The sequence below is a fragment of the Streptomyces sp. MAI_2237 genome (assembly GCF_054189285.1).
This window is the reverse complement of the sequence record NZ_JAJPGQ010000003.1, coordinates 89,853-113,402: the sequence shown is the minus strand read 5'-3', so window position 1 is coordinate 113,402 and position 23,550 is coordinate 89,853. Positions and strand designations below refer to the sequence as shown.

The 23,550-nt window shown below is 71.4% G+C and carries 17 protein-coding genes and 1 tRNA gene; 8 read left to right on the top strand and 10 right to left on the bottom strand.

Features of this window, described 5'->3' with window-relative positions; genetic code table 11:
* Positions 1–33: 33 nt before the first annotated feature.
* Together LN251_RS10745 and LN251_RS10740 are read right to left on the bottom strand one after the other, a co-directional pair.
* Positions 34–109, bottom strand: a tRNA-Gln gene (locus LN251_RS10745).
* A gap of 14 nt (positions 110–123) precedes the next feature.
* Entirely contained in the window at positions 124–984 is an 861-nt protein-coding gene (locus LN251_RS10740; RefSeq protein WP_458244228.1) for a hypothetical protein, read from the bottom strand.
* 167 nt (positions 985–1,151) lie between these two features.
* Between LN251_RS10740 and LN251_RS10735 the strand changes: the two genes are divergently transcribed.
* Positions 1,152–2,471, top strand: coding sequence for a sensor histidine kinase (locus tag LN251_RS10735; RefSeq protein WP_458244227.1), 1,320 nt, complete (start codon positions 1,152–1,154; stop codon positions 2,469–2,471).
* A 38-nt stretch (positions 2,472–2,509) separates the two neighbouring features.
* On the opposite strand, the gene LN251_RS10730 is transcribed toward LN251_RS10735, so the two are convergent.
* Together LN251_RS10730 and LN251_RS10725 are read right to left on the bottom strand one after the other, a co-directional pair.
* Positions 2,510–3,004, bottom strand: coding sequence for an SUKH-3 domain-containing protein (locus tag LN251_RS10730; protein ID WP_458246696.1), 495 nt, complete (start codon positions 3,002–3,004; stop codon positions 2,510–2,512).
* 94 nt (positions 3,005–3,098) lie between these two features.
* On the bottom strand, positions 3,099–3,647 hold the full coding sequence (locus tag LN251_RS10725) for a YwqJ-related putative deaminase (RefSeq protein ID WP_458244226.1): 549 nt from the start codon (positions 3,645–3,647) through the stop codon (positions 3,099–3,101).
* Between the two features lie 309 nt (positions 3,648–3,956).
* Here LN251_RS10725 and LN251_RS10720 point away from each other — a divergent pair, with 309 nt between their 5' ends.
* The 3 genes from LN251_RS10720 to LN251_RS10710 all read left to right on the top strand — a co-directional run bounded on the left by LN251_RS10720 (position 3,957) and on the right by LN251_RS10710 (position 9,111).
* Entirely contained in the window at positions 3,957–5,000 is a 1,044-nt protein-coding gene (locus tag LN251_RS10720) for an SMI1/KNR4 family protein (RefSeq protein WP_458244225.1), read from the top strand.
* An 8-nt stretch (positions 5,001–5,008) separates the two neighbouring features.
* Positions 5,009–7,954, top strand: a complete 2,946-nt coding sequence (locus LN251_RS10715; protein WP_458244224.1) for an SUKH-4 family immunity protein — start codon at positions 5,009–5,011, stop codon at positions 7,952–7,954.
* A 269-nt stretch (positions 7,955–8,223) separates the two neighbouring features.
* On the top strand, positions 8,224–9,111 hold the full coding sequence (locus LN251_RS10710; protein ID WP_458244223.1) for a cellulose-binding protein: 888 nt from the start codon (positions 8,224–8,226) through the stop codon (positions 9,109–9,111).
* A gap of 66 nt (positions 9,112–9,177) precedes the next feature.
* Here the strand turns inward: LN251_RS10710 and LN251_RS10705 are convergent, their stop codons facing one another.
* From LN251_RS10705 to LN251_RS10695, 3 genes are all read right to left on the bottom strand, one after another.
* A complete protein-coding gene (locus tag LN251_RS10705; protein WP_249839852.1) occupies positions 9,178–10,791 on the bottom strand; it encodes a sodium/solute symporter in 1,614 nt (537 codons plus the stop codon).
* Positions 10,788–11,222: a DUF485 domain-containing protein gene (locus tag LN251_RS10700; protein ID WP_458244222.1), complete on the bottom strand. Its 435-nt coding sequence runs from the start codon at positions 11,220–11,222 to the stop codon at positions 10,788–10,790. Before LN251_RS10700 ends, LN251_RS10705 begins: the two co-directional genes overlap by 4 nt.
* A 208-nt stretch (positions 11,223–11,430) precedes the next feature.
* Complete coding sequence (locus LN251_RS10695; protein WP_458244221.1) at positions 11,431–12,936, bottom strand: MFS transporter; 1,506 nt, start codon at positions 12,934–12,936, stop codon at positions 11,431–11,433.
* Between the two features lie 412 nt (positions 12,937–13,348).
* Here LN251_RS10695 and LN251_RS10690 point away from each other — a divergent pair, with 412 nt between their 5' ends.
* From LN251_RS10690 to mfd, 3 genes are all read left to right on the top strand, one after another.
* On the top strand, positions 13,349–14,137 hold the full coding sequence (locus tag LN251_RS10690; RefSeq protein ID WP_058924873.1) for an ABC transporter ATP-binding protein: 789 nt from the start codon (positions 13,349–13,351) through the stop codon (positions 14,135–14,137).
* Positions 14,134–16,713, top strand: coding sequence for an ABC transporter permease (locus LN251_RS10685; protein ID WP_458244220.1), 2,580 nt, complete (start codon positions 14,134–14,136; stop codon positions 16,711–16,713). Before LN251_RS10690 ends, LN251_RS10685 begins: the two co-directional genes overlap by 4 nt.
* 244 nt (positions 16,714–16,957) lie before the next feature.
* Positions 16,958–20,488, top strand: coding sequence for a transcription-repair coupling factor (gene mfd, locus LN251_RS10680; RefSeq protein ID WP_458244219.1), 3,531 nt, complete (start codon positions 16,958–16,960; stop codon positions 20,486–20,488).
* 106 nt (positions 20,489–20,594) lie between these two features.
* On the opposite strand, the gene LN251_RS10675 is transcribed toward mfd, so the two are convergent.
* Entirely contained in the window at positions 20,595–20,786 is a 192-nt protein-coding gene (locus LN251_RS10675) for an antitoxin (RefSeq protein WP_458244218.1), read from the bottom strand.
* 244 nt (positions 20,787–21,030) lie between these two features.
* On the opposite strand from LN251_RS10675, the gene LN251_RS10670 reads away from it, so the two are divergent.
* Complete coding sequence (locus LN251_RS10670; protein ID WP_458246695.1) at positions 21,031–21,705, top strand: HNH endonuclease family protein; 675 nt, start codon at positions 21,031–21,033, stop codon at positions 21,703–21,705.
* 116 nt (positions 21,706–21,821) lie between these two features.
* Here the strand turns inward: LN251_RS10670 and LN251_RS10665 are convergent, their stop codons facing one another.
* Positions 21,822–22,550, bottom strand: a complete 729-nt coding sequence (locus LN251_RS10665; protein WP_458244217.1) for a hypothetical protein — start codon at positions 22,548–22,550, stop codon at positions 21,822–21,824.
* Positions 22,551–22,677: 127 nt separating this feature from the next.
* Positions 22,678–23,376, bottom strand: coding sequence for a hypothetical protein (locus tag LN251_RS10660; protein ID WP_458244216.1), 699 nt, complete (start codon positions 23,374–23,376; stop codon positions 22,678–22,680).
* Between the last annotated feature and the right edge of the window lie 174 nt (positions 23,377–23,550).

Genomic DNA, 23,550 nt, shown 5'->3' with positions numbered 1-23,550 from the left:
CTGTCAGGGCCCGAACCTAGGTCTTGTGTGCTGTGGCTCCCCCGCAAGGATTCGAACCTTGTCCTGCTGGTACCAAAAACCAGTGTGCTGCCAGTTACACCACGGGGGACAGCGACTCAGACCTTACCGGAGACGCGCTGCGCTGCCAGCAACTATCCCTTTCCACCAGCCTTCGATGCGGCAGTACAGCTCCGCTCCGCGCAGGACCCGAACGACGAGGCAGCCGCGGTAGTCGTCGCCGATGTTCTTGCGCACGGTTTTGGGGTTGTGCTTCTTCAGCGTCGTCTTCTGCAGAGCGGATGGATCGACGCCGACGACGCCGGCCCAGTACCTCTCGGCACCCTCCACGTCAGCGCTCTCGTGGATCATGACCCGATACACGAGGCGCTCACGAGGCACGCCGAGCAGATCGAGCCAGGCGAGGAAGACTTCGATCACGGCCGGATCGCTGTTGACGAAGTTGACCACCTCGCGGCGCTGGTACGGCTTGCTCTTCTGCCCCTCGGCCCAGTAGAGCGCGACGCCCGCCATGAAAAGGTCCCGGTCGGAGAGCTCCCCGACCTCTTGCCTCGCCTCGTCCTTGACGCGTCTGCGTTCCTCGTCCTGCACCTCGCGCAGCCGGGTCAGCCCGGCATGCATCAGCTCCCGCTGTTCCTCGGGTGTGTACCGGGGCTCCGGTTTCGGCAAGTCCCGTACCCAGAGTGAGACGGAACTCCTGGAGCACCCGAGCTCGGCCTCGATTCGGTCGTACGTCCAGCCCTGGAGGCGGAGTTCGCGGGCTCTGGCTCGTAGGTCGTCCTTGGCGTTGGGGCGTTTCGTCCAGGCGGGCGGGGGCTCGCCCTGCAGGAGGCGGTTGAGGATGTCGTTGTTGTGGACGTGGAGCCGGTCGCGGATCTGGCGTCGGCTGAGGCCCTCGCGGCGAAGCGCCAGCGCTTGTTGCCGGAGTCCCTCGAAGTCGGCGTACTTGCCGCAGGAATGTGCCATACGCATACCGTCCGGGCGGAATGATTGCTTCCGGTGTCGAACGGTGAGCGATTCAGCAGTTCGAGGGAAAGCGGGTCGATTCGTGCTCGTCCGGTCACGGAATGTGGTGTAGGCCAGTCGTGGAAACTCGCCGGAAAACCGGCCGGGAACGCCCGTAGGCTGGAGGCATGACCACGACGGGGGAAGACCACGCCGCGGCCCGGGGAGGGCCGTGGTGGTGGGCGAGGTGGCGCAGCGCGGCGTTGGATGTGGGGCTGGCGCTGGCGTCGGCGTTGGAGTGCGCGTTCGAAGGTGTGCGGTTCGCTCGGGATGCGGGGATTCCGGTGGCGGCGGGGGTCGTCTTCGGGGTGCTGGCCGGTTCGGCGCTGTTGGTGCGCCGGCAGTGGCCGATCGCCGTGGTGCTGGTGTCGATCGCCATCACGCCCGCCCAGATGGGTTACCTGATGGGCATCGTCGGGCTGTACACGCTCGCCGCCTCGGAGTTGCCGCGCCGCATCATCGGTTCCCTGGCCGGTATGTCGCTGGTCGGCATGCTGATCGTGATGTTCGTGCGGGTGCGGCAGGACATGGCGCGGGGGACGTGGGACCTGGGTGACTGGTTCGTGCCGTTCGCGGCGATCACGACGGCGATCGGGATGACGGCGCCGCCGTTGCTGCTGGGTCTGTACGTGGGGGCGCGGCGTCGGCTGATGGAGAGCCTGCGGGAGCGTGCGGACAGCCTGGAGCGGGAGTTGATGTTGCTCGCGGAGCGTGCGGAGGAGCGCGCGGAGTGGGCGCGGAACGAGGAGCGGACGCGGATCGCCCGGGAGATGCACGACGTGGTCGCGCATCGGGTGAGTCTGATGGTGGTGCATGCCGCCGCGTTGCAGGCGGTCGCCCGGAAGGATCCCGAGAAGGCGGTGAAGAACGCCGTTCTGGTGGGGGACATGGGGCGGCAGGCGTTGACGGAGTTGCGGGAGATGCTCGGGGTGCTGCGCAGCGGGGACGGTGCCGGGGCGCGGCGGGGTGAGCCGTCGGTGCCGTTGGCGGCGGTGGGGGTGGCGGCCGCGGTGGCGGCTTCGCGGGTCGTGGAGGAGGGGGAGGGGCCTTGCCTCTCCGAGTTGGAGGAGTTGATCGGGCAGTCGGCGGCCGCGGGGATGGTCGTGGATCTGTCGGTGGAGGGGGATGTGCGGTCGTACGCGGCGGAGATCGAGCAGACGGCGTACCGGGTGGTGCAGGAGGCGTTGACGAACGTCCACAAGCATGCGGCGGGGGCGAAGACGCATGTGCGGTTGGCGCATCGGGGGTCGGAGATCGCGATGCAGGTGGAGAACGAGCCGCCGCCGGAGGTGGGGTCGGCGTCGGCGCGGTTGCCGTCTGGGGGGAACGGGCTGGTGGGGATGAAGGAGCGGGTGGCCGCGCTGGGCGGGGTGTTCGTGTCGGGGCCGACGGATGCGGGGGGTTTCCGGGTGTCGGCGGTGATTCCGGCGGTGGTCGCGGCGGTGTGAGGTCCTTGGTCGTCGCGGCGCTGTTGCCGGCTGGTGGGTCAGCCTGCGGTGAGGCGGACGGGTTCGATGCCGGAGACGAGGCCGGCGAGGGCTTGGTCGATGTCGGGGCCGAGGTACCAGTCGCCGGTGTGGTCGAGGGCGTAGACGCGGCCTTCGGCGTCGATGGCGAGGAGGGCGTCGGTGTCGGTCTCGGTGCCGAGGGGGCTGACCTCGGTGTCGAGGGCGCGGCCGAGGTCGCCGAGGGTGCGGGCCATGTGGAGGCCGTGCAACGGGTCGAGGTGGATCGCGGTGGGGGCGATCTGGCGGCCGGGTCCGGTGGGGGCGAGGTGGAGGCCGCCGAATTCGGCCCAGGCTTCGACGGCGGCGGGGAAGAGGGCGTGCCGGTGGCCGGCGGGCGACTGGTGCTCCCGCAGGGTGTCGGCCCAGATCTCGGCCTGCTTTATGTCCCAGCGTCCGGGTTGCCAGCCGGCGGCGCGCAGGGCGGCGTCGACGGGTACGGGGAAGCGCGTGGTGGAGGTGCGGTCGGGGTGCATCTGCCCTTCGATCGTCGAGGTCATGGACCGGCCGCGGGGGCCGTCTTGCGGGTGTGGGGTGGGGGGTGGCCGTCTGTCGCCGTGGGCGGCGGGGTCAGTCGCCGGTCGCCGTGGGGTCGACGATGCGTACGCCGAAGTGGGCGCTGAGGGCGGTACAGGCGCGGCAGGGGGTGGCGAAGCTGCCGTGGAGGGGGTCGCCGTCCTCGCGGATGCGGCGGGCGGTGAGTTTGGCCTGCTTGAGGGCTTTGCGTGCCTCGCCGTTGGTCATGGGTTTGCGGGCGGCGCGTTTGCTGCGGGCGGCGTCGGTGGTGGCGATGTGGCGGGAGATGAGGATCGTCTCGGCGCAGCGGCCGGTGAAGCGGTCGCGTTGGTCGCTGGTGAGGGTGTCGAGGAAGTCCTGGACGAGGGGGTGCAGTGCGGGGGGTTCCTCGCCGCGGGCGGCGGTGCCGGTGAGGGTGGTGCCGCGGACGGAGAGGGCGGCGGCGACGGTGGGGAGTATGCCGTCGCGGCGGTGGTGGAGGGTGGGCGCGGGTGCGGTGTCGGTGGCGCTCCAGCCGATGCGGGGGTCGCCGGAGCGGCCCGTGTGTGCTGCGGTGTGCGGTGCCGTGTGCGGTCCCGTCTGCGTCGCGTTCATGATCGTCATCCCCTCCCGAGCGTCCCCTCGGAAGGGACAGAGTGCCAAACTCCGTTGCCGCTGCGGTAGCTGGGGCGGTGCGACACGCCCGGGTTTGGGCGGTGTGTAAGGGCGGGGTGACGGCTGGTCACGGAAGCGGAGGGCGGCTGACCGGTGCCCGGTGACCGGTGTCGTCGTACCGCATAGGCTGTCGCCACCGCGTTCCATGCGGCTGCCGCGTGCCGTGCGGTTGACGCGTGGAGACAGTCAGACATACGGGGTGTGGTGGCCGGAGGTGGCCACCAGGGTCCGTACAGAACGCCGCAGGGGGCAACCGCCATGACGACAGGTCGGCTCGGGGCACCGCCCAGCCGCCAGGCTGGGCAACAAGCCGCGCCGCCGAACGCGGCCTATGCCGGGCAGGTCGTGCATTTCCCGGATCCGGTCCGGGCGGCGCGTCACCCGAGAGGGGTACGTGTCGATGAGCACGGTTACCCCGACTTCTCCCCTTATGCGCGTGCCGCCGCGGAGATCGCGGAGCCGCCGGAGGGTTTCGGTGTCGACGAGCTAAGGCTGACGGACTACGTCTCGGCGAACGCGGTCCTGGCGGCTTCCGGGCACGACCTGTGGGACACGGTGGCGTCGGTGGCGACGCCGCACGGCTGGACGTGGCATCACGTGGTGGGGTCGCGGCGGCTGGAGTTGGTGCCGGTCGAGGTGAAGGCGTTGCTGCGGCATCACGGCGGGATCGCGACGGCGGCGGTGGACCACGGTAAGCGGGGCACGCGGCCGTTGCAGGAGACGCGGCCGGCGCACTTCGGGCTGCCGAAGTCGGGTGTGGCGGTGACGGAGGCGCAGGTGCAGGGGGTCGAGGAGGACCTCGGGTACCGGCTGCCGGGTGCGTACCGTTCGTTCCTCAAGGCGGCGGGCGGGTGCGCGCCGGTGGGGACCGCGCTGGACGCGGAGTTGGGTCTGCTGATCGACCAGCCGTTCTTCACGGTGCGCGACGAGGCGGCCGTGAACGATCTGGTTTACGTCAACAAGTGTCTGCGTGACCACCTGACGAAGGATTACCTGGGGGTCGCGTTCGTGCAGGGCGGGTTGCTCGCGGTGAAGGTGAAGGGCGAGCGGATCGGCTCGGTGTGGTTCTGCGCGTACGACGACGCGCGGGACGTGGATCCCTCGTGGGCGCCGTCTGACCGGGTGGAGCGGCTGCTGCTGCCGTGCGGTGAGGACTTCGACGCGTTCCTGTCCCGACTGGCGGGTTCTCCGCCGGAGTTGGAGACGGTGGCGAATCTGATGGTGGACGGCGGTTTCGCGCGTGCGGTGCCGGTGTCCTCGTCGTCTTCGTCGTCTTCGTCGTCCGCGGTTGTGGGGGAGTGAGCTTCGCGATGGTGACGTTCGCGCAGGCGCAGGAGCGCGCGGAAGAGTGGATCAACGGTGACGTGCCGTCGTACCAGCATCGTGAGGTGCGGGTACGGGAGTTCGAACTGGGCTTCGTGGTGTGGGCGGAGGACCGTGCCGACGGTCCGCGCTCGGACGGTGGCGCGCAGCGGCTGGTGATCGCCCGGGACAGCGGCGAGGCGACGCTGTGGCCGTCTTTGCCGGTGGGCGAGGTGATTCGCCGGTACGAGGAGGAGTACGGCCGTCCGGAGGTCGATCCCGAACCGGCGCCGGCGTCGGCTGCTTCGGCGCGGGTGGATCTGAACCAGACGTCGTTCCTGCTGAGTCCGCCGGAGTGGTTGCAGGACGCGGCGGACAGGCTGGGGATCGCGGATCGGCGGGATGAGGCGGGGGCCGGTGCTGGTGCTGGTGCCCGTGCTGGTGCCGGGTCCGATGTCGAGGATGAGGTTCGTGCTGCTGCTCCTGGCGGTGGGGCGTTGGCCGAGACGCTGCCCGGGCCGGGTGCGGCGCCTGTTCCCGAGGGGGCGACTCCCTGGGCCGGGACCGACACCAACGCCGATGCCGGTGAGGACCGTTCGGTGCCGTTGCCGGCGACCGTCTTCGCTCCTCCCTTGAACGAGGCCGGGGACGACACGCCGCCGGACGCGGTGACCGAGCTGATGTCGAGGGGCAGCGCGCTTCCGCCGACGGTGGAGGGGGCGGCGGTGGGTGCTCCGGGTGCTCCGGGTGCTCCGGGTGCTCCGGGTGTTCCGGGTGCGCCGAGTTCTTCGGGGGTGCCGGGTTTTCCGGGTTCTCCGGGGGTGCCTTCCTACGGTTACCCGCAGGGCGCGGGCAGCACTGCCGCGCCGGCCCCGCCTGTGCCTGGTGCGCCTGCGCCTGCGCCTGTGCCGGGTGCGGTGCCGCCGCCTCCGCCCGGTGCCCCCTCCTACGGCTATCCGCAGGGCCCCGGCGTCGCGCCGGGTGCGCCCCAGCCGCCCGGCGCTCCGGGTGCGCCGGGAGTTCCGGGCGCCCCTGGGCGCTCGCTCGCGCCGAACGCCGGCGACATCGCCGACGCTGCGACCAGCAAGGCGGGACCTCCGCCGCGCCGGGCTACGACGCCGCCTCCGCCGCCCCCGCCGGGTGTCCCCGGGGCTCCGGGCGCGCGGGAGGGAAGCGCGCCGCCGCCTCCGCCCGGGCCGGGCGCGGGCGGGTATGTGCCCACGCAGCTCGTGTCGGCGCTCGGTCCCGTCGGACCGGAGGATGCCGTCGGACCGCACGCCCCGGGCACGCCGCCTCCGCCCAGCGCGCCGCAGCCTCCGGGCGCCCCCCAGCCGCCCGGTGCGCCGAACATGCCCGGCGGCACGCCTCCGGGCGGTGTCCACCACGCCGCCACGATGCTTGCCGACCCCAGCGCGATGGGGCCGGGTGGGGGCGCGCCGCAGCCTCCGGGCGCCCCTGGTGTTCCGAGTGCGCCCGGCGCACCCTCGGCTCCTGGCGCCCCGGGCGTACCGAACGCGCCTGGCGCATCCGGAGGGCCGGTCGCCCCGGGTATGCCGGGAGCGCCGGGCGCGTCCCAGCTTCCGAGCGCCCCGGGCATGCCGGGTGCCCCCGGCGCACCTCAGCCTCCGAGCGCCCCGGGCGCACCTGGTGCCCCCGGCGCGCAGGGCCCTTCCGGGGGCGCGCGAGGTGCCGTTCACCACGCGGAGACCGTGCTGGCCGCGCCGCCGGTGGGTGGCCCGGGCGCACCCCCGATGGGCCCGCCCGGCGCACCCCAGCCGCCGCAAGCCCCGGGCGAGCCGCCCATTCCGGGCGCACTCGGTACCCCGGGCGCCCCCGGCATGGCACCGCCCGCTCCCCAGCCGTCGATGCCCCCGGCCCCCGGCACCATGCCTCCGCCGGGGCAGCCCCTGCCCGGCCAGCAGCCGCCCGTGCCCGGGCAGCAGCCGGCGTACGGCTACCCGCAGCCTCAGCCCCAGGGGCAGCCGACGGTCGGCCCCGGCTATCAGGCCGTGTTGCGCTACCGCGCGCAGGACGGTTCGGAGCAGCAGTTGATCCGGCGTTCGGCGCCGGGCATGCCGCATCCGGAGTGGCAGATCTTCCACGAGCTGCGCGGTATGAACGTGCCGCCGGACCAGGTGCTGGAGCTGCACACCGAGTTGGAGTCGTGCGAGCTGCCGGGCGCGTACTGCGCGCGGATGATCCGGGAGCAGTGGCCGCAGGCGCGGATCACGAGCATCGCGCCGTACGGCACGGATCATGCGAGCCGGCAGCAGGGCATGCAGCAACTGCTGGCGCATCAGGGTGAGTTGCACCAGGTGGCGGACGGGCCCGCGCGGCCGGCGCCGGTGCGGGCGCCGTTGCCGCCGGTGCAGTCGGCTCCGCCCGTGCCGCCCGAGGCGATCGCGCAGGAGCTGGGCGGGGCGTTCGGGCCGGGGATCTTCCGGTTCGAGCAGCAGGCCGTGTCCCGGCAGGGCGTGCCGCCGATCGTGGCGCAGTCGCTGGTGGTGGCGGGGCTGCCGATGGACATGGGTCCGTTCTTCTGGGCGCAGGCCCAGCCGGGGCGGCCGGTGCCGACACTCGCCGAGCTGGCGCAGGAGCGCGGTGTGCAGCCTGCCTCGGACGCGGGCTCCTACCTCGTCATGGGCAGCGACTTTGGCAAGGCGATCTGTGTGCAGTACGGCTCGGCGAACATCGTCGCTGTGCCGGTGGAGGCGGGGCCCGGTGGGGCGCCGGTGCCGCCGCAGTTCGTGAACACCGGACTGCCCGAGTTCCAGCGCTGCCTGGCGCTGCTCGGGCGGATGTGGCGGCTGCGGTTCGGGCTGAACCAGGAGCAGGCGGGCCGCTGGACCGTCGACTTCCAGGCGCAGCTCGCCTCGCTGGACCCGGCGGCGTTGGGATCGCCGGAGAGCTGGTGGTCGGTGCTACTGGAGGAGATGTGGGACGGCCTGCTGTGACGTCCTGCTGACGCCCGCGTGAGCGGATACCTGCGTGAGCTGACGCCCGCGTGAGCGGACTTTCGGGCCGGGCCCGGTCGTTGTGACCGGGCCCGGCCCTTCTGCGTACCCACAGGCACGCCGATGCCGATGTGCGGTCATGCGCGTACGTGTCCGCGCCTGACCGTGACCCCTGGGCGGAGTGTCGCGTTATGAACACTTCCGTCCTATACCTCAAGATGTGCGCGCAATCATCTTTTCGTGTCCGTTCGGCGCAGAGGGGTTCCAGGATGAGCAGCGCATCGGTCTCGCCCCACGGCTTCGGGGTCGTACGGGGGCGCGGTTACCGGCCCGATCAGGTCGACGCCTACGCCGCCGCCCTCTCCCACGACCGGGACGCCGCCTGGGAGCGGGCCGCCCGTCTCACCGTGCTCGCCCGGGAGATGGAGGAGGAGGTGGCGCGGTTGCGGGAGGCGGTGGCGCGGCTCGGGCCGCAGGCTTACGAGTCGCTCGGGGAGGGCGCGCGGCACCTGTTCGAGCTCGCTCGGCAGGAGGCGGCCGCCGTGCGGGAAGGTGCACGTCAGGAGGCGCAGCGCCGGGCAGAAGAGGCGCAGGAGTGCGCGAACGGCGTGCGGGACGCGGCGCAGGCGCACGCCGATGCTGTGCGCGCCGATGCCGACGAACGCGCCCGTCAGTGCCTGATCGCCGCCCGCGCCGAGGCGGACGAGATCCGTGTCTCCGCCCGGCGTGAAGTGAAGCAGAGGCGTGGTAAGGCTCTGGGCGCGCTCCGGGACGTGCGCCGCCGCACCTCGGAACAGCTCGCCGAGCAGGCCAAGGAGCTCGCCGAGCGCTGGGAGGAGGTGGAGCGGGCGGAGGCCGAGCGGGTGGCCGCGGCGGCGGTGCGGGAGGCCGAACGGGTGGCGCTGGCGGAGGGGACGCTGTCGGAGGCGAAGCGGGCGTTCGGGGAGGCGGAGGAGGCCGGCCGCCGCTGCCAGGAGGAGGCACGCGCGCGTGCCGCCGAGATCCTCGCGGACGCGCGGCTGCGGGAGGAACGGATCGCCCGGGAGACCGAGCGGGTGCTGCGCGAGCACGGGGAGCGGTGGGACGACGTGCAGGCGCAGATGGACTACGTACGAAGCAGTCTCACGGCGTTGACGGGTTCGACGCAGGGGGAGTGAGAGCGGGTCGGGGGGCCGCCATCACGATGGCCGCCCCCCGGCCCGAGTTCGCGGGGTGGGTGTCGTTCAGGCGCCCCTGCGTACCGCCCCCGCCAGGATCCACCCTTCCACCGCCTCGTACTCGTGCCGCTCCTCCTCCGCGGTGCGCCGGCCGGACAGGACCGTTCCGAGCCAGCCGAAGGCGAAGCCGAGGGGGATGGTGAGCACTCCCGTCGTCGTGAAGTGGAACCAGTTGAAGTCGGCCTCGGGGAAGGCGGAGACGGGGGAGCCGGAGACGAGGTTCGTGCCCGGCATCACCACGAGCACGGCCAGGGTGCCGCCGATGAGGGTGCTGAGCAGGCCCGTCCGGGTGAAGCGGCGCCAGAAGAGGCTGTAGAGCAGGGCCGGGGCGATGGCGGAGGCGCCCAGGCAGAAGGACAGCGTCACCAGGGGCTGCAGGCTGCGGTGCTGGACCAGGGTGGCCAGCAGGATCGCCGGGACGCCCACCGCGAGCGCCGAGGCCCGGGCCAGCGCCATCTCGCGGCGGGCCGACAGTTTTCGCATGTGCGTGGCGAAGACGTCGTGGGCGAGGGAGTTGGCGCAGGCGAGGATCATGCCGGCGACGGACGCGAGCAGGGTCAGGAAGATCGCCGTGGTGACCGTCGTGAACAGGAACGTTTCCGCTGTGGAGACGTCGGGGCCGAACGCGGCCCGGGAACCGAGCAGGTAGGCCGTGTTGCCCTGCGGGTCGGCCTGGGCGATGACCGAACGTCCGATCAGCGCCGTGGCGCCGAAGCCGACGACCGTCATGATCAGGACGAACACGACGACGGACGACACCGCCCAGGACATCGACCGGCGCACCTGGCGGGCGCTGTTGGCGGTGTACATGCGCATCGTGACGTGCGGGAGGCAGGCGCCGCCGATGACGACGGTGAGTTCCGAGGTGATCATGTCCAGGCGGGGGTTGGGGCTGCCCGCGAACTGCACGCCGGAGTGCAGGAACCGGGAGCCGACCCCGCTCTGCGCGGCGGCGGCGTGGAAGAGGGCGCCGGGGTCCCAGTCGAAGCGGCTCAGTACCAGCAGGGCGACCACGGCTCCCGAGCCGAGCAGCATGACCATCTTCAGGATCTGGATGAGGGCCGTGCCCTTCATGCCGCCGATCGCCGCGTAACTGATCATCAGGGCGCCGAGCCCGATGATGCAGCCCGTCTTCAGCGCGTCGCCGGAGAAGCCGAGGATGAAGGCCAGCAGCTGCCCGGTGCCGGCGAGCTGGACCAGCATCAGCGGCAGCAGCGCGGCGATGGTGACCACGCACGCGGTGATGCGTACCGCGCGTCCGGGCATCCGCCGGGTCAGGGCGTCGCCCATGGTGAAGCGGCCGGCGTTGCGCAGGGGTTCGGCCAGCAGGAACATCAGCAGCATCAGGGACAGGGCGGTGCTGAGGGCCAGCACGATGCCGTCGTAGCCGCACAGGGCGATCACCCCGCCGGTGCCCAGGACGCTCGCCGCGGAGATGTAGTCGCCCGCGATCGCCAGGCCGTTGCGCATGGGGGAGAGGGAGCCGTAGCCGGTGTAGAACTCGTCGAGGTCGTCCCGGTCGGGGCCGGTCATCACGCACAGCAGCAGCGTGATGGTGGCGATGGCGGAGAACGCGACGAGGGACATCGCCTGCGCGTTGCCGCTGAAGCCGTTGGTCATCGCCGGGCCTCCCGCTTGGCATCCAGTGCGGCCTGCTTGCGGATGCGGTCCGCGATCGGGTCGACGCGACGGCGGGCCGTGCGCTCGTACAGCGCGATCGCCACCCAGGTGATGGGGATCTGCAGGACGGCGAGCAGCAGTCCGGCGGGCAGTCCGTCCACGACGCTGGTGGTCATCACCGACGGGGCGAAGGCGGACAGCACCAGGAAGAGGACGAAGTAGCCGAACGCGGTGAGCGCGGCGGTACGGCGCTGCCAGCGGTAGGCGCTGCGCAGCTCGCGCAGGTCGCTGTGGTGACCGAGGGGCTGGTGGGGCGGACGGGGCGGGGCGAAGCGCTCCGGCGGGGCGAAGCGCTCCGGCGGGACGCTGTGCGGTTGCCACGGGTAGGTGGCGTCGTACGCAGGGGATGGGCCGTAGGGCTCATGGGACATCCCGGTGCTCCTTGCGTGGCTCGGGTCCCGTACGGGACCGCAGGGAGGTGGGGGGCGGGCGAGCCACGCACGTTACTAGCCAGTTCGGGGGTGCGCGAGGTTTTCCACAAACTGGCCGGTCGGTACGCGCTTACTACGCTGAGCTGCGGTGTTACCCGCGTTAACCCATCGATCGGGTGGATGATCGGGCGGAGATCGCCCCCTGGCGTCAGTCCTTGAGCACCGGAAAACGCCGTGGCGCCACGAGCAGCAGCACCAGGAAGGCGAGCGCCGCCGCGCACCCGGCGCCGACGTACACCGCGTGCACCGCGTCGGCGATCGCGCGCCGGGTCGCCTCGGGCGCGCCGTCGCCGTCCAGCCCCCGCGTCACCGCGTCCAGGTCGCCCGCGCCGCCCAGGCGGGAGGCCAGCACCCCGTTGGCCACCGCGCCGAACACGGACGCGCCGATCGTCTGGCCGGTCTGGCGGCAGAAGAGCACCGACGCCGTCGTCGTCCCGCGCTCCGCCCAGCCCACCGTTGACTGCACCCCGACGATCAGCGGAAGCTGGAACAGCCCCAGCGCCGCCCCCAGCAGCAGCATCAGCAGCGCGGGCTGCCAGGCGGCGCCCGGATACGGCAGGAACGGGAACGCGAACAGGATCAGCGTCGCCGTGCCGATGCCCAGCAACGCCGTGTTCCGGAAGCCGATCCGGCGGTACACGTGCTGGCTGAGCGCCGCCGACACCGGCCAGCTCAACGTCCATACGGACAGCACGAATCCGGCCGCCACGGGCGCCAGGCCCAGCACCGACTGCGCGTACGTCGGCAGGAACACGCTCGGCGCCACCATCAGCAGCCCCAGCGCGCCCAGCGCCAGATTGACCGCGGCGATCGTCCGGCGCCGCCACACCCACCCCGGGATGATCGGCTCGGCCGCCCGGCGTTCGACCACGACCACGACACCGGCCAGCGCCAGTCCCGTACCGAACAGCGCCGCGGACGGCGCCGACAGCCACGGCCAGGCCACCCCGCCCTGCACCAGGGCCGTCAGCAGCACACCGCCGCAGGCGAACACGGCGCACGCGCCCGCCCAGTCGATCCGCGGGCGGCCGGCCGACTGCCTTTCGGGTTCGTGGAGATGGCGCACGATCAGCCACAACGCCACCGCCCCGATGGGCAGGTTGACGAGGAAGATCCAGCGCCAGTCGGCGTACGCCGCCAGGACCCCGCCCACGCCCGGACCGGCCACCGCGGACACCGCCCACACCGTCGACAGCTTGGCCTGGATCTTCGGGCGCTCCTTGAGCGGATACAGGTCCGCCGCCAGGGTCTGGACCGTGCCCTGCAGAGCCCCGCCGCCCAGGCCCTGGACGATGCGGAAGGCGATCAGCGCTCCCATGTTCCAGGCCCCCGCGCACAGCAGCGAGCCGAGCAGGAACACCGCCGCGCCCGCCACCAGCACCGGCTTGCGGCCGAAGGTGTCGGAGAGCTTGCCGTACACCGGGAGCGTGACGGTGACGGCGAGCAGATAGCCGGAGAAGAGCCAGGAGAAGTACGAGAAGCCGCCGAGGTCGCCGACGATCTGCGGCACGGCCGTGGAGACGACGGTGGCGTCGAGGGCGGCCAGGGCCATCGCGAGCATGAGCGCGGCGACCACGGCGCCTCTGCGTCCGGTGGACGCGGGTGGCCGCTCCCGCGCCACCTCGGCCCGTATGCCGGTGTCCCCCTGGTCCACGAGATTCCTTCCCCTTGCATCTATCCGCCGCGGGACAGCTTCCCACTTGAGCCTCACGTAGCGGCAGGGTGCAGGCTCGGTGGGCCGGTGGGTGGAGCGAACCCCGAGACCGTCTCCACCCGTCGGTGGACCGCCCCTAAGGGTTCCTCCGTACTACGGCTCGGGGAGGGTTCGTCCCGCTGGAGGACGAGAAGGCCGGGGTGCCGTCCTTAACCTGGCTTTACGCCGCTGGGGGGCGGTGAACCGAACCGGCGGGGGTGGGGTTTTCCCCCGTACAAGAGGGTGCCGGGCACCAGCGCGCCGGACCCCTCCGCGGGACCAGACTCATCGTCGAAGCAGTTCGGGACCCACACCGGCTCGCACCGCACAGGGGCCGGGCGACTCATTCAATGACCGACATAGGAGATACGCCATGACATCGGCCGTGACCATTCCCAGGCACGGGGGCACTGGAGGGCGTACGGCCGTTGCCGCGCGAGCGCGGCAGGTCGTCAAGGCGTACGGGGCCGGCGAGACCCGCGTCGTCGCCCTCGACCACGTCGACGTGGACATCGCCCGCGGACAGTTCACCGCGATCATGGGGCCCTCGGGCTCCGGCAAGTCCACGCTGATGCACTGCCTCGCCGGGCTAGACACCGTGACCTCCGGGCAGATCTACCTGGACGAGACCGAGATCACCGGCCTGAAGGACAAGAAACTCACCCGGCTGCGGCGCGACCGGATCGGGTTCATCTTCCAGGCGTTCAACCTGCTGCCCACGCTGAACGCGATCGAGAACATCACGCTGCCCATGGACATCGCCGGCCGCAAGCCGGACCAGCAGTGGCTCTCGCGCGTGGTGGACACCGTCGGCCTGTCCGACCGGCTCAAGCACCGGCCCACCCAGCTCTCCGGCGGCCAGCAGCAGCGTGTCGCCGTGGCCCGGGCCCTGGCCGCCCGCCCTGAGATCATCTTCGGTGACGAGCCGACCGGAAACCTCGACTCGCGCGCGGGTGCCGAGGTCCTCGGCTTCCTGCGCAGGTCCGTCGACGAGCTCGGGCAGACCATCGTGATGGTCACGCACGACCCGGTGGCGGCGTCGTACGCGGACCGGGTGCTGTACCTCGCCGACGGCCGGATCGTCGACGAGATGCACCGGCCGACCGCCGAGGCCGTCCTGGACCGCATGAAGGACTTCGACGCCCGGGGACGTACGTCATGACCGTCCTGAAGACCTCCCTGCGCAACTTCTTCGCGCACAAGGGGCGCATGGCCCTGTCGGCCATAGCCGTCCTGCTGTCCGTCGCCTTCGTCTGCGGGACGCTGGTGTTCACGGACACCATGAACACCACCTTCGACAAGCTGTTCCAGGCCACCTCCTCCGACGTCACCGTCAGCGCCAAGGGCGCCTCCGACAGCGGTGAGACGACCTCCGACAACGGCAGGCCGCCCGTCATGCCGGCCTCCGTCCTGAGCAAGGTGCGCGCCGCCCAGGGCGTGAAGTCGGCCGAGGGGACCGTCTTCTCGACCTCCGTGACCGTCGTCGACGCCGAGAAGGACAGCCTGTCGCCCTCCAGCGGCGCCCCCACCATCGTCGGCAGCTGGAACAGCAACGACGCCCGCACCATGAAGATCACCTCCGGTACGGCGCCCAAGGGCCCCGACCAGGTGATGGTGGACCGCGACACCGCCGACAAGCACCACCTGAAGCTGGGCGACGAACTCGCCGTGATCAGCGCCGTCGGCACGCACGACGCGAGGATCTCCGGCATCGCCGACTTCCAGGTCACCAACCCCGGCGCGGCGATCTTCTACCTGGACACCAGGACCGCCCAGCAGACCCTCGTGGGCAAGACCGGTGTCTTCACCAACGTCAACGTCACGGCCGCCTCCGGGGTGAGCGACCCGCAGCTGAAGAAGAACGTCCTCGCCGGACTCGGCAGCGGCTACAAGGTGCAGACCGCCAAGGAGACCGCCGACGCCAACCAGAAGGACGTCGAGGGCTTCATGAACGTCATGAAGTACGCGATGCTCGGCTTCGCCGGGATCGCCTTCCTCGTGGGCATCTTCCTGATCATCAACACCTTCTCCATGCTGGTCGCCCAGCGCACCCGGGAGATCGGCCTGATGCGGGCCATCGGCTCCAGCCGCAAGCAGGTCAACCGGTCGGTGCTGGCCGAGGCGCTGCTGCTGGGCCTGGTCGGGTCCGTCCTCGGGGTCGGCGCGGGGGTCGGCCTCGCGGTCGGCCTGATGAAACTCATGGGCTCCATGGGCATGCACCTGTCGACCAGCGATCTGACGGTCGCCTGGACCACCCCGGTGGTCGGATTGATCCTCGGTGTCGTCGTCACCGTCCTCGCGGCCTACCTGCCCGCCCGCCGGGCCGGCAAGGTCTCCCCGATGGCCGCCCTGCGCGACGCCGGCGCCCCCGCCGACGCCAAGGCCGGCCGCATTCGGGCCCTGGTGGGCGTGCTCCTCACCGGCGCCGGCGGCTACTGCCTCTACCTGGCAGCGGGTGTCAGCAAGGCCGCCGACGGCTCGCTGTGGCTGGGCCTGGGCATCGTCCTCTCGCTCATCGGGTTCGTCGTCATCGGCCCGCTCCTCGCGGGCGGTGTGGTGCGCGTCCTGGGCGCCGTACTGCTGCGGATGTTCGGTCCGGTCGGCCGCATGGCCGAGCGCAACGCGCTGCGCAACCCGCGCCGCACCGGCGCCACGGGCGCCGCCCTGATGATCGGGCTCGCGCTGGTCGCCTGCCTGTCGGTGGTCGGCTCCTCCATGGTCGCCTCCGCCACCGACCAGCTCGACAAGACCGTCGGCACGGACTTCATCATCCAGTCCGACAGCGGGCAGCTGGTGACCCCGCAGGCGGTCAAGGCGGTCAAGGACACGCCGGGGCTGGCGCGGGTCACCGAGTACCGCTCGATGAAGGCCGACTACACCACGCCCGACGGCAAGCTCCTGAAGGACACCGACATCACGGCGGCCGACCCGACGTACGCGACCGACCTGCGCACCAAGACGGTCGCCGGCAACCTCAAGGACGCCTACCGGCCGGACTCCATGTCCGTGCACGAGAAGTTCGCCAAGGCCCACGGCATCCACCTCGGCTCGACGATCAAGGTCGCCTTCCAGGGCGGCCGCACCGCGAACCTGACCGTCCGGGCGATCACCAGCAGCGACGTCGTGATCGACCAGGGCGCCAAGTACATGTCCATCGCGACGCTCGCCAAGTACGTCCCCGCCGACAAGATGCCCCTCGACCAGCTGGTCTTCGCCACCGCCGACAAGGGGCAGCAGGACGCCGCGTACAAGTCGCTGAAGTCCGCGCTGCACGACTACCCGCAGTACAAGGTGCGCGACCAGACCGACTACAAGCAGGCGCTGAAGGACCAGATCGGCCAGCTGCTGAACATGATCTACGGCCTGCTCGCCCTGGCGATCATCGTCGCGATCCTCGGTGTGGTGAACACCCTGGCCCTGTCGGTGGTGGAGCGGACCCGGGAGATCGGCCTGATGCGGGCCATCGGCCTCTCCCGCCGCCAGCTGCGCCGCATGATCCGCATGGAGTCGGTCGTCATCGCCCTCTTCGGCGCCCTGCTGGGCCTGGGGCTGGGCATGGGCTGGGGCGCGACGGCCCAGAAGCTGCTCGCCCTGGAGGGCCTGAAGGTCCTCGACATCCCGTGGCCGACGATCATCGCGGTGTTCCTCGGCTCGGCCTTCGTGGGCCTGTTCGCCGCCCTGATCCCGGCGTTCCGGGCGGGCCGGATGAACGTCCTGAACGCCATCGCCACCGAATAGCCACCGCATACGGGGGTTGCGGGGGAGCGGCCCGGCGCCGGGGAGTCTTGGGGGACTCGCCGGCGCCGGGCCTGTTCGGCGTTCGCAGACCGGGCCGCCACCGCAACGCAGGGCACGGAGGGAGCCGGCGTTGTCCACAGCACCGGCGCCCCCGCGAAGCGCGACGTACGCTGGAGGTACCCCCGGCCCGCAGCGCGCGTCGGGCGATTCGCGTTGCCCACCCCCCGGACGAAAGCCGCCCAGAATGAGCCTGCACGGTCTGCTCGACGCCGTCGTCAAGGACCCCGCCCTCGCGGAAGCGATCAAGGCGGGCGCCGACGGCAACCGCATGCACGTCGACCTGGTCGGCCCCCCGGCGGCCCGCCCCTTCGCGGTCGCCGCGCTGGCCCGCGAGACCGGCCGCCCGGTACTGGCGGTGACGGCGACCGGCCGGGAGGCGGAGGACCTCGCGGCCGCCCTGAGGTCGCTGCTGCCGCCCGACGGCGTGGTGGAGTACCCGGCCTGGGAGACCCTCCCGCACGAGCGGCTGAGCCCCCGCAGCGACACCGTCGGCCGCCGCCTGGCCGTGCTGCGCCGGCTCGCCCACCCCAGCCCCTCCGACCCCGAGACCGGCCGGGTCTCCGTGGTCGTCGCACCCGTACGATCCGTGCTGCAACCGCAGGTCAAGGGCCTCGGCGACCTGGAGCCCGTCGCGCTGAGGACCGGGCAGACGGCCGACCTGAACGAGATCGTCGAGGCCCTCGCCGCCGCCGCGTACGCGCGCGTGGAACTCGTCGAGAAGCGCGGCGAGTTCGCCGTACGAGGCGGCATCCTGGACGTCTTCCCGCCCACCGAGGAACACCCCCTGCGCGTGGAGTTCTGGGGCGACGACGTCGAGGAGATCCGCTACTTCAAGGTCGCCGACCAGCGCTCCCTGGAAGTCGCCGAGCACGGGCTGTGGGCGCCCCCCTGTCGTGAACTCCTGCTGACGGACGACGTCCGCGGGCGTGCGCGTGCCCTCGCCGAGGAGCACCCCGAGCTCGGCGAGCTGCTCGGCAAGATCGCCGAGGGGATCGCCGTCGAGGGCATGGAGTCGCTCGCCCCCGTCCTGGTCGACGACATGGAGCTGCTGGTCGACGTCCTGCCCAAGGGCGCCATGGCGCTCGTGTGCGACCCCGAGCGGGTCCGCACGCGCGCGTCCGACCTGGTCGCCACCAGCCAGGAGTTCCTCCAGGCGTCCTGGGCGGCCACCGCGGGCGGCGGCGAGGCGCCCATCGACGTCGGCGCGGCCTCCCTGTGGTCCATCGCGGACGTCCGGGACCGGGCCCGCGAGCTGGACATGATGTGGTGGTCGGTGTCGCCGTTCGCCGCCGACGAGGAACTGGACGCTGACACCCTCAAGCTCGGCATGCACGCCCCCGAGACCTACCGCGGCGACACCGCCAAGGCCCTCGCCGACACCAAGGGCTGGCTCGCCGACGGCTGGCGCACGGTCTTCGTCACCGAGGGCCACGGCCCGGCGGCCCGCACGGTGGAGGTGCTGGGCGGCGAGGGCATCGCGGCCCGCCTGGACGCCGAGCTGGGCGAGATCTCCCCGTCCGTCGTGCACGTGGCGTGCGGCTCGATCGACTACGGCTTCGTCGACCCGGCCCTCAGACTCGCGGTCCTCACCGAGACCGACCTGTCCGGGCAGAAGGCGGCCGGCAAGGACGGCGCCCGGATGCCGGCCCGCCGCCGCAAGACCATCGACCCGCTCACCCTGGAGGCGGGCGACTACATCGTCCACGAGCAGCACGGCGTGGGCCGCTACATCGAGATGGTGCAGCGCACCGTCCAGGGCGCCACCCGCGAGTACCTGGTCGTCGAGTACGCCCCCGCCAAGCGCGGCCAGCCCGGCGACCGCCTCTACATCCCCACCGACCAGCTGGAACAGATCACCAAGTACGTCGGCGGCGAGGCCCCCACCCTGCACCGCCTCGGCGGCGCCGACTGGACCAAGACCAAGGCGCGCGCCAAGAAGGCCGTCAAGGAGATCGCGGCCGACCTCATCAAGCTCTACAGCGCACGGATGGCGGCGCCCGGCCACGCCTTCGGGTCCGACACCCCCTGGCAGCGCGAACTCGAGGACGCCTTCCCCTACGCCGAGACCCCCGACCAGCTCACCACCATCGCCGAGGTCAAGGAGGACATGGAGAAGACGGTCCCCATGGACCGCCTGATCTGCGGCGACGTCGGCTACGGCAAGACCGAGATCGCCGTGCGCGCCGCCTTCAAGGCCGTCCAGGACGGCAAGCAGGTCGCGGTCCTGGTGCCGACCACCCTGCTGGTGCAGCAGCACTTCGGGACGTTCTCCGAGCGCTACTCGCAGTTCCCGGTCAACGTACGGGCGCTCAGCCGCTTCCAGACCGACACCGAGGCCAAGGCGGTCCTGGAGGGCCTGCGGGAGGGCTCGGTGGACGTCGTCATCGGCACCCACCGCCTGTTCTCCTCCGAGACCAAGTTCAAGGACCTGGGCCTGGTCATCGTCGACGAGGAGCAGCGCTTCGGCGTCGAGCACAAGGAGCAGCTGAAGAAGCTGCGCGCCAACGTCGACGTCCTGACGATGTCCGCCACCCCGATCCCGCGCACCCTGGAGATGGCCGTCACCGGCATCCGCGAGATGTCGACCATCACCACCCCGCCGGAGGAGCGCCACCCGGTGCTGACCTTCGTCGGCCCCTACGAGGAGAAGCAGATCGGTGCCGCCATCCGCCGCGAACTGCTGCGCGAGGGCCAGGTCTTCTACATCCACAACCGGGTCGAGTCCATCGACCGGGCCGCGTCCCGCCTGCGCGAGATCGTCCCCGAGGCACGCATCGCCACCGCCCACGGCCAGATGTCGGAGTCGACGCTGGAACAGGTCGTCGTCGACTTCTGGGAGAAGAAGTACGACGTCCTGGTCTCCACGACGATCGTCGAGTCCGGCATCGACATCTCCAACGCCAACACCCTCATCGTCGAGCGCGGCGACAACTTCGGCCTCTCGCAGCTGCACCAGCTGCGCGGCCGGGTCGGCCGCGGCCGCGAGCGCGGCTACGCCTACTTCCTCTACCCGCCGGAGAAGCCGCTGACGGAGACCGCCCACGAGCGGCTCGCCACGATCGCCCAGCACACCGAGATGGGCGCCGGCATGTACGTGGCGATGAAGGACCTGGAGATCCGCGGCGCCGGAAACCTCCTCGGCGGCGAACAGTCCGGCCACATCGCGGGCGTCGGCTTCGACCTGTACGTGCGGATGGTCGGCGAGGCCGTCGCGGACTACCGGGCCTCCCTGGAGGGCGGCGTGGAGGAGGAGCCGCCGCTGGAGGTCAAGATCGAGCTCCCGGTCGACGCCCACGTCCCGCACGACTACGCCCCCGGCGAGCGCCTGCGCCTGCAGGCCTACCGTGCCATCGCCTCCGCGAACACCGAGGAGGACGTCAAGTCGGTCCGCGAGGAACTCGTCGACCGCTACGGCAAGTTGCCCGAGCCGGTGGAGAACCTGCTGCTCGTGGCCGGCCTGCGCATGCTCGCCCGCGCGTGCGGCGTCGGCGAGGTCGTCCTGCAGGGCAACAACATCCGCTTCGCGCCGGTGGAGTTGAGGGAGTCCCAGGAACTGCGCGTCAAGCGCCTCTACCCCGGCACCGTCATCAAGCCGGCGGCGCACCAGGTGCTGGTGCCGCGACCGAAGACGGCGAAGGTCGGCGGGAAGCCGTTGGTCGGGCGGGAGTTGCTCGGGTGGGTCGGGGAGTTCCTGACGTCGATCCTCGGATCGTGACCCTCCCGCACCTGTTCTGAACAGACGTCAGGCCACCCGCCCCACGGGGGCGGGTGGCCTGAACGTCAGTGTGCGGAAGGCCGTTCGCGTGGCCGTGCGCGCCGGTCTACGGCTGGTCGGGGCGTTCGCGGTCGCGGTCCATGCCGAGCTGCTCCTCGAGCCTCTGCTGGCCCTGGTCGACCTGACTGTCGTACTTGTTGCCCGTCCTCTCGTTGACCTTCTTCTCCGCGGCGTCGGACATGTCCCCGGCCTTGTGCTGCGCCATGCGGTTGCTCTTGAACCTGTCGAAGATGCCCATCCAGAGCTCCTTCCAGAGGTGACTCAGAATCGACGATACGACCGGTATGAGGCAAATGCCCACTCGTGGAGCGCCTGGCCGGAACCCTGCGTGCCCCTCGTGCGTGCACCCGCGCGCCCTGTCGCTACGGTGTGCGCACAGTCGTACAGGGAAGACGCCCCGTGCGGGGGCCGACCGGGGTGGCAAAGGGGAGGGACGCGACGTGAGGCGTCTGAGGGGCGGGACCGCGGCTGCCGTCGTGCTGATGGTCGCCGTGACCGGGTGCAAGGCGGAGACGAACACCGGGTCCGGCGGGCCGCAGGAGACCGGGGGCGGCGGCGCCGCGCTCACCGCTGCCGAGTCGCTGACCGTCAAGGGCCGCGCGCCGAAGACGGGCTACTCGCGGGAACGGTTCGGCACCGCCTGGGCCGACACCGACTCCAACTCCTGCGACACGCGCGACGACATCCTCAAACGGGACCTGGACGAGGTGAGGTTCACCGGCGGCCGCTGCAAGGTGTCGTACGGCGTACTGGAGTCGGACCCCTACTCCGGCAAGAAGGTCACCTACCGGCGCGGCCGCAGCCTCGTCGACATCGACCACGTCGTCGCGCTCTCCGACGCCTGGCAGAAGGGCGCCAAGTACTGGGACGCGGGCAAGCGCATCGCCCTCGCCAACGACCCGCTCAACCTCATAGCGGTGGACGCGAGCACCAACCGGGCGAAGGGCGACGGCGACACGGCGACGTGGCTGCCCCCGAACAAGGCGTACCGGTGCACGTACGTCGCCGCCCAGGTCGCGGTGAAGAAGAAGTACCAGCTGTGGGTGACCGCCGCCGAGAAGGCCGCCATGGAGAAGGTGCTCAGGACCTGTCCCGGGCAGAAGCTCCCCGCGGGCGGCAACCCGACCGATGCCCCGGCGCGGTTCCACGCGGGCTGACCTCGGCCCCCGCGGTTCCGCGGTTCACCGGGTGCAGGCCGCGGCCCGGCAGGGTGCGCGAGCCGGTGGGCGCGCACGGCCTGCCGGGCCGCGGTCGACACGTGAGGTGATGCGGATCAGGCGGTCTTCAGGTCCTTCAGCGACGTGAGGAGCCGGCCCGTCAGCTTCTTCGCGGTCGCGGCGCCGTTGTCGCCGCCCGCCGTGGACAGCACGGTCACCACGGCGTTGCCCGAGCGGGCCGCGACCAGCGTGGTGCCGTTCTGCCAGGCACCGCTCGTCAGCGTCATGGTGTAGGCCTCGTCGCCGAGCCCGGCCGTCGCGGCGCCCGCGACCTTCACCTTGGCGTGCGCGTCCGTGTCGGTGAACGTGGCGCACTCCGCCGCGACCGACTGGAGCCGCTTCATCACGTCTTGGGCCGTGGAACCCTGGAACTCGTCGATCTCCTGGGCCATTTCCTCGGTCTTGTCCTGGTTGACGTAGTCGTCCTGCGCGAACGACACGCCGCCCTCGTAACCGGTCACCTGGATCCAGGACGTGGCCTCCAGCTTGGTGCAGTCCGGCTTGGCGGTCTTGCGGGCCGACGGGGACAGGAAGTGGCCGCCGCTGTCCGACGCGCCGTCGGCCTCGAGGGTGAACCCGGCCGGGAAGGCCGCCGCCGGCGCCAGCGCCTTCTTCAGCTCCGTACCCGTGGCCAGACCGGCGTTGAGGTCCTTGGCCTTGGCCGGCTTGGCGTTCGCACCCGTGTCGGCGGACGAGCCGGAGGACGAACCGGAGGAACAGGCGGTGAGGGCCAGGGGGAGCGCCGCGACGGCGAACAGGCTGGCGGCACGGGGCGAGAGACGCATGACAGTCCTTCACGTGGTGGTGTGGGAGGGGAGGTGAGCGTGAGCGTGGGGGGCGGAGGACAGGGACGGGGGCGGGGACGGGGCGGCGGCGATCGCGGGGCCGGCGACGGGAGTCGGCCCGGTCCGGTCAGGCCTTCTTCCAGTCCTTGCAGCCCGTCGTCTTGAAGTAGCCGTCCGAGGCGCTGATGGTGACGACGGCGGTGCCGCTGACGTTGTTGTTGGCGATGATGGAGTTCATGTCGCCCTTGGCGTCCTTGGTGCGCTCCCAGTAGCAGGAGTCGTCGGTGTTGCCGGTGGAGCGGTAGGTGCCGGGCGCGATGTCGGCGCCGACCCGGAACATGCCGCCGTCGCCGGCCATCCGGGAGGCGGACGCGCCCTTGGCCTTCGCCTTGAGGTCGACGGCCTCCCAGTCCTTGCAGCCGTTGGACTTGAAGATCTTGTCGGTGGCCTTGACGGTCACGTAACTGGCGCCGGTGACGTTGTCGTTGGCCAGGATCGAGTCCATCTCGCCCTTGGCGTCCTTGGCGCGCTCCCAGTAGCACATGCCGTCGCTGTTGCCGGTGGTGCGGTAGGTGCCGGGCTTGATGTCCTTGCCGATCCGGTACTCGCCGTCCCCCGCGAAGGCGGCCTTCTTCTGCGTGGCCTTCGCGCCGGCGTCCTTGCCCTTGGCGGTCTTCTTGCCGTCGGAGTCGTGACCGGCGGACGCCGAGGAGCCCTTGCCGTTGGTGTCGTGGCCGTCGCCGTTGTTGCCGGCGTTCGCCGACACGGCACCGATGACGACGATCCCGACGACGGCCCCCAGTGCGACCTTGCCCTTCATGCCCATGGCTGTGTCCCCCCTCGGACGGTGCGACCGCCTCCTCATCGGCGGCCGCTGTTCGATGGGTCAATAAGAGCAGAGCTTGTGAACCGAGTCAACACGGTTCACGGAATTCGATGTGTACACGGGCGTGAAGGGGTAGATCTTGCCTGCGTCGGTATGCTCGGCTCACACGCAGAG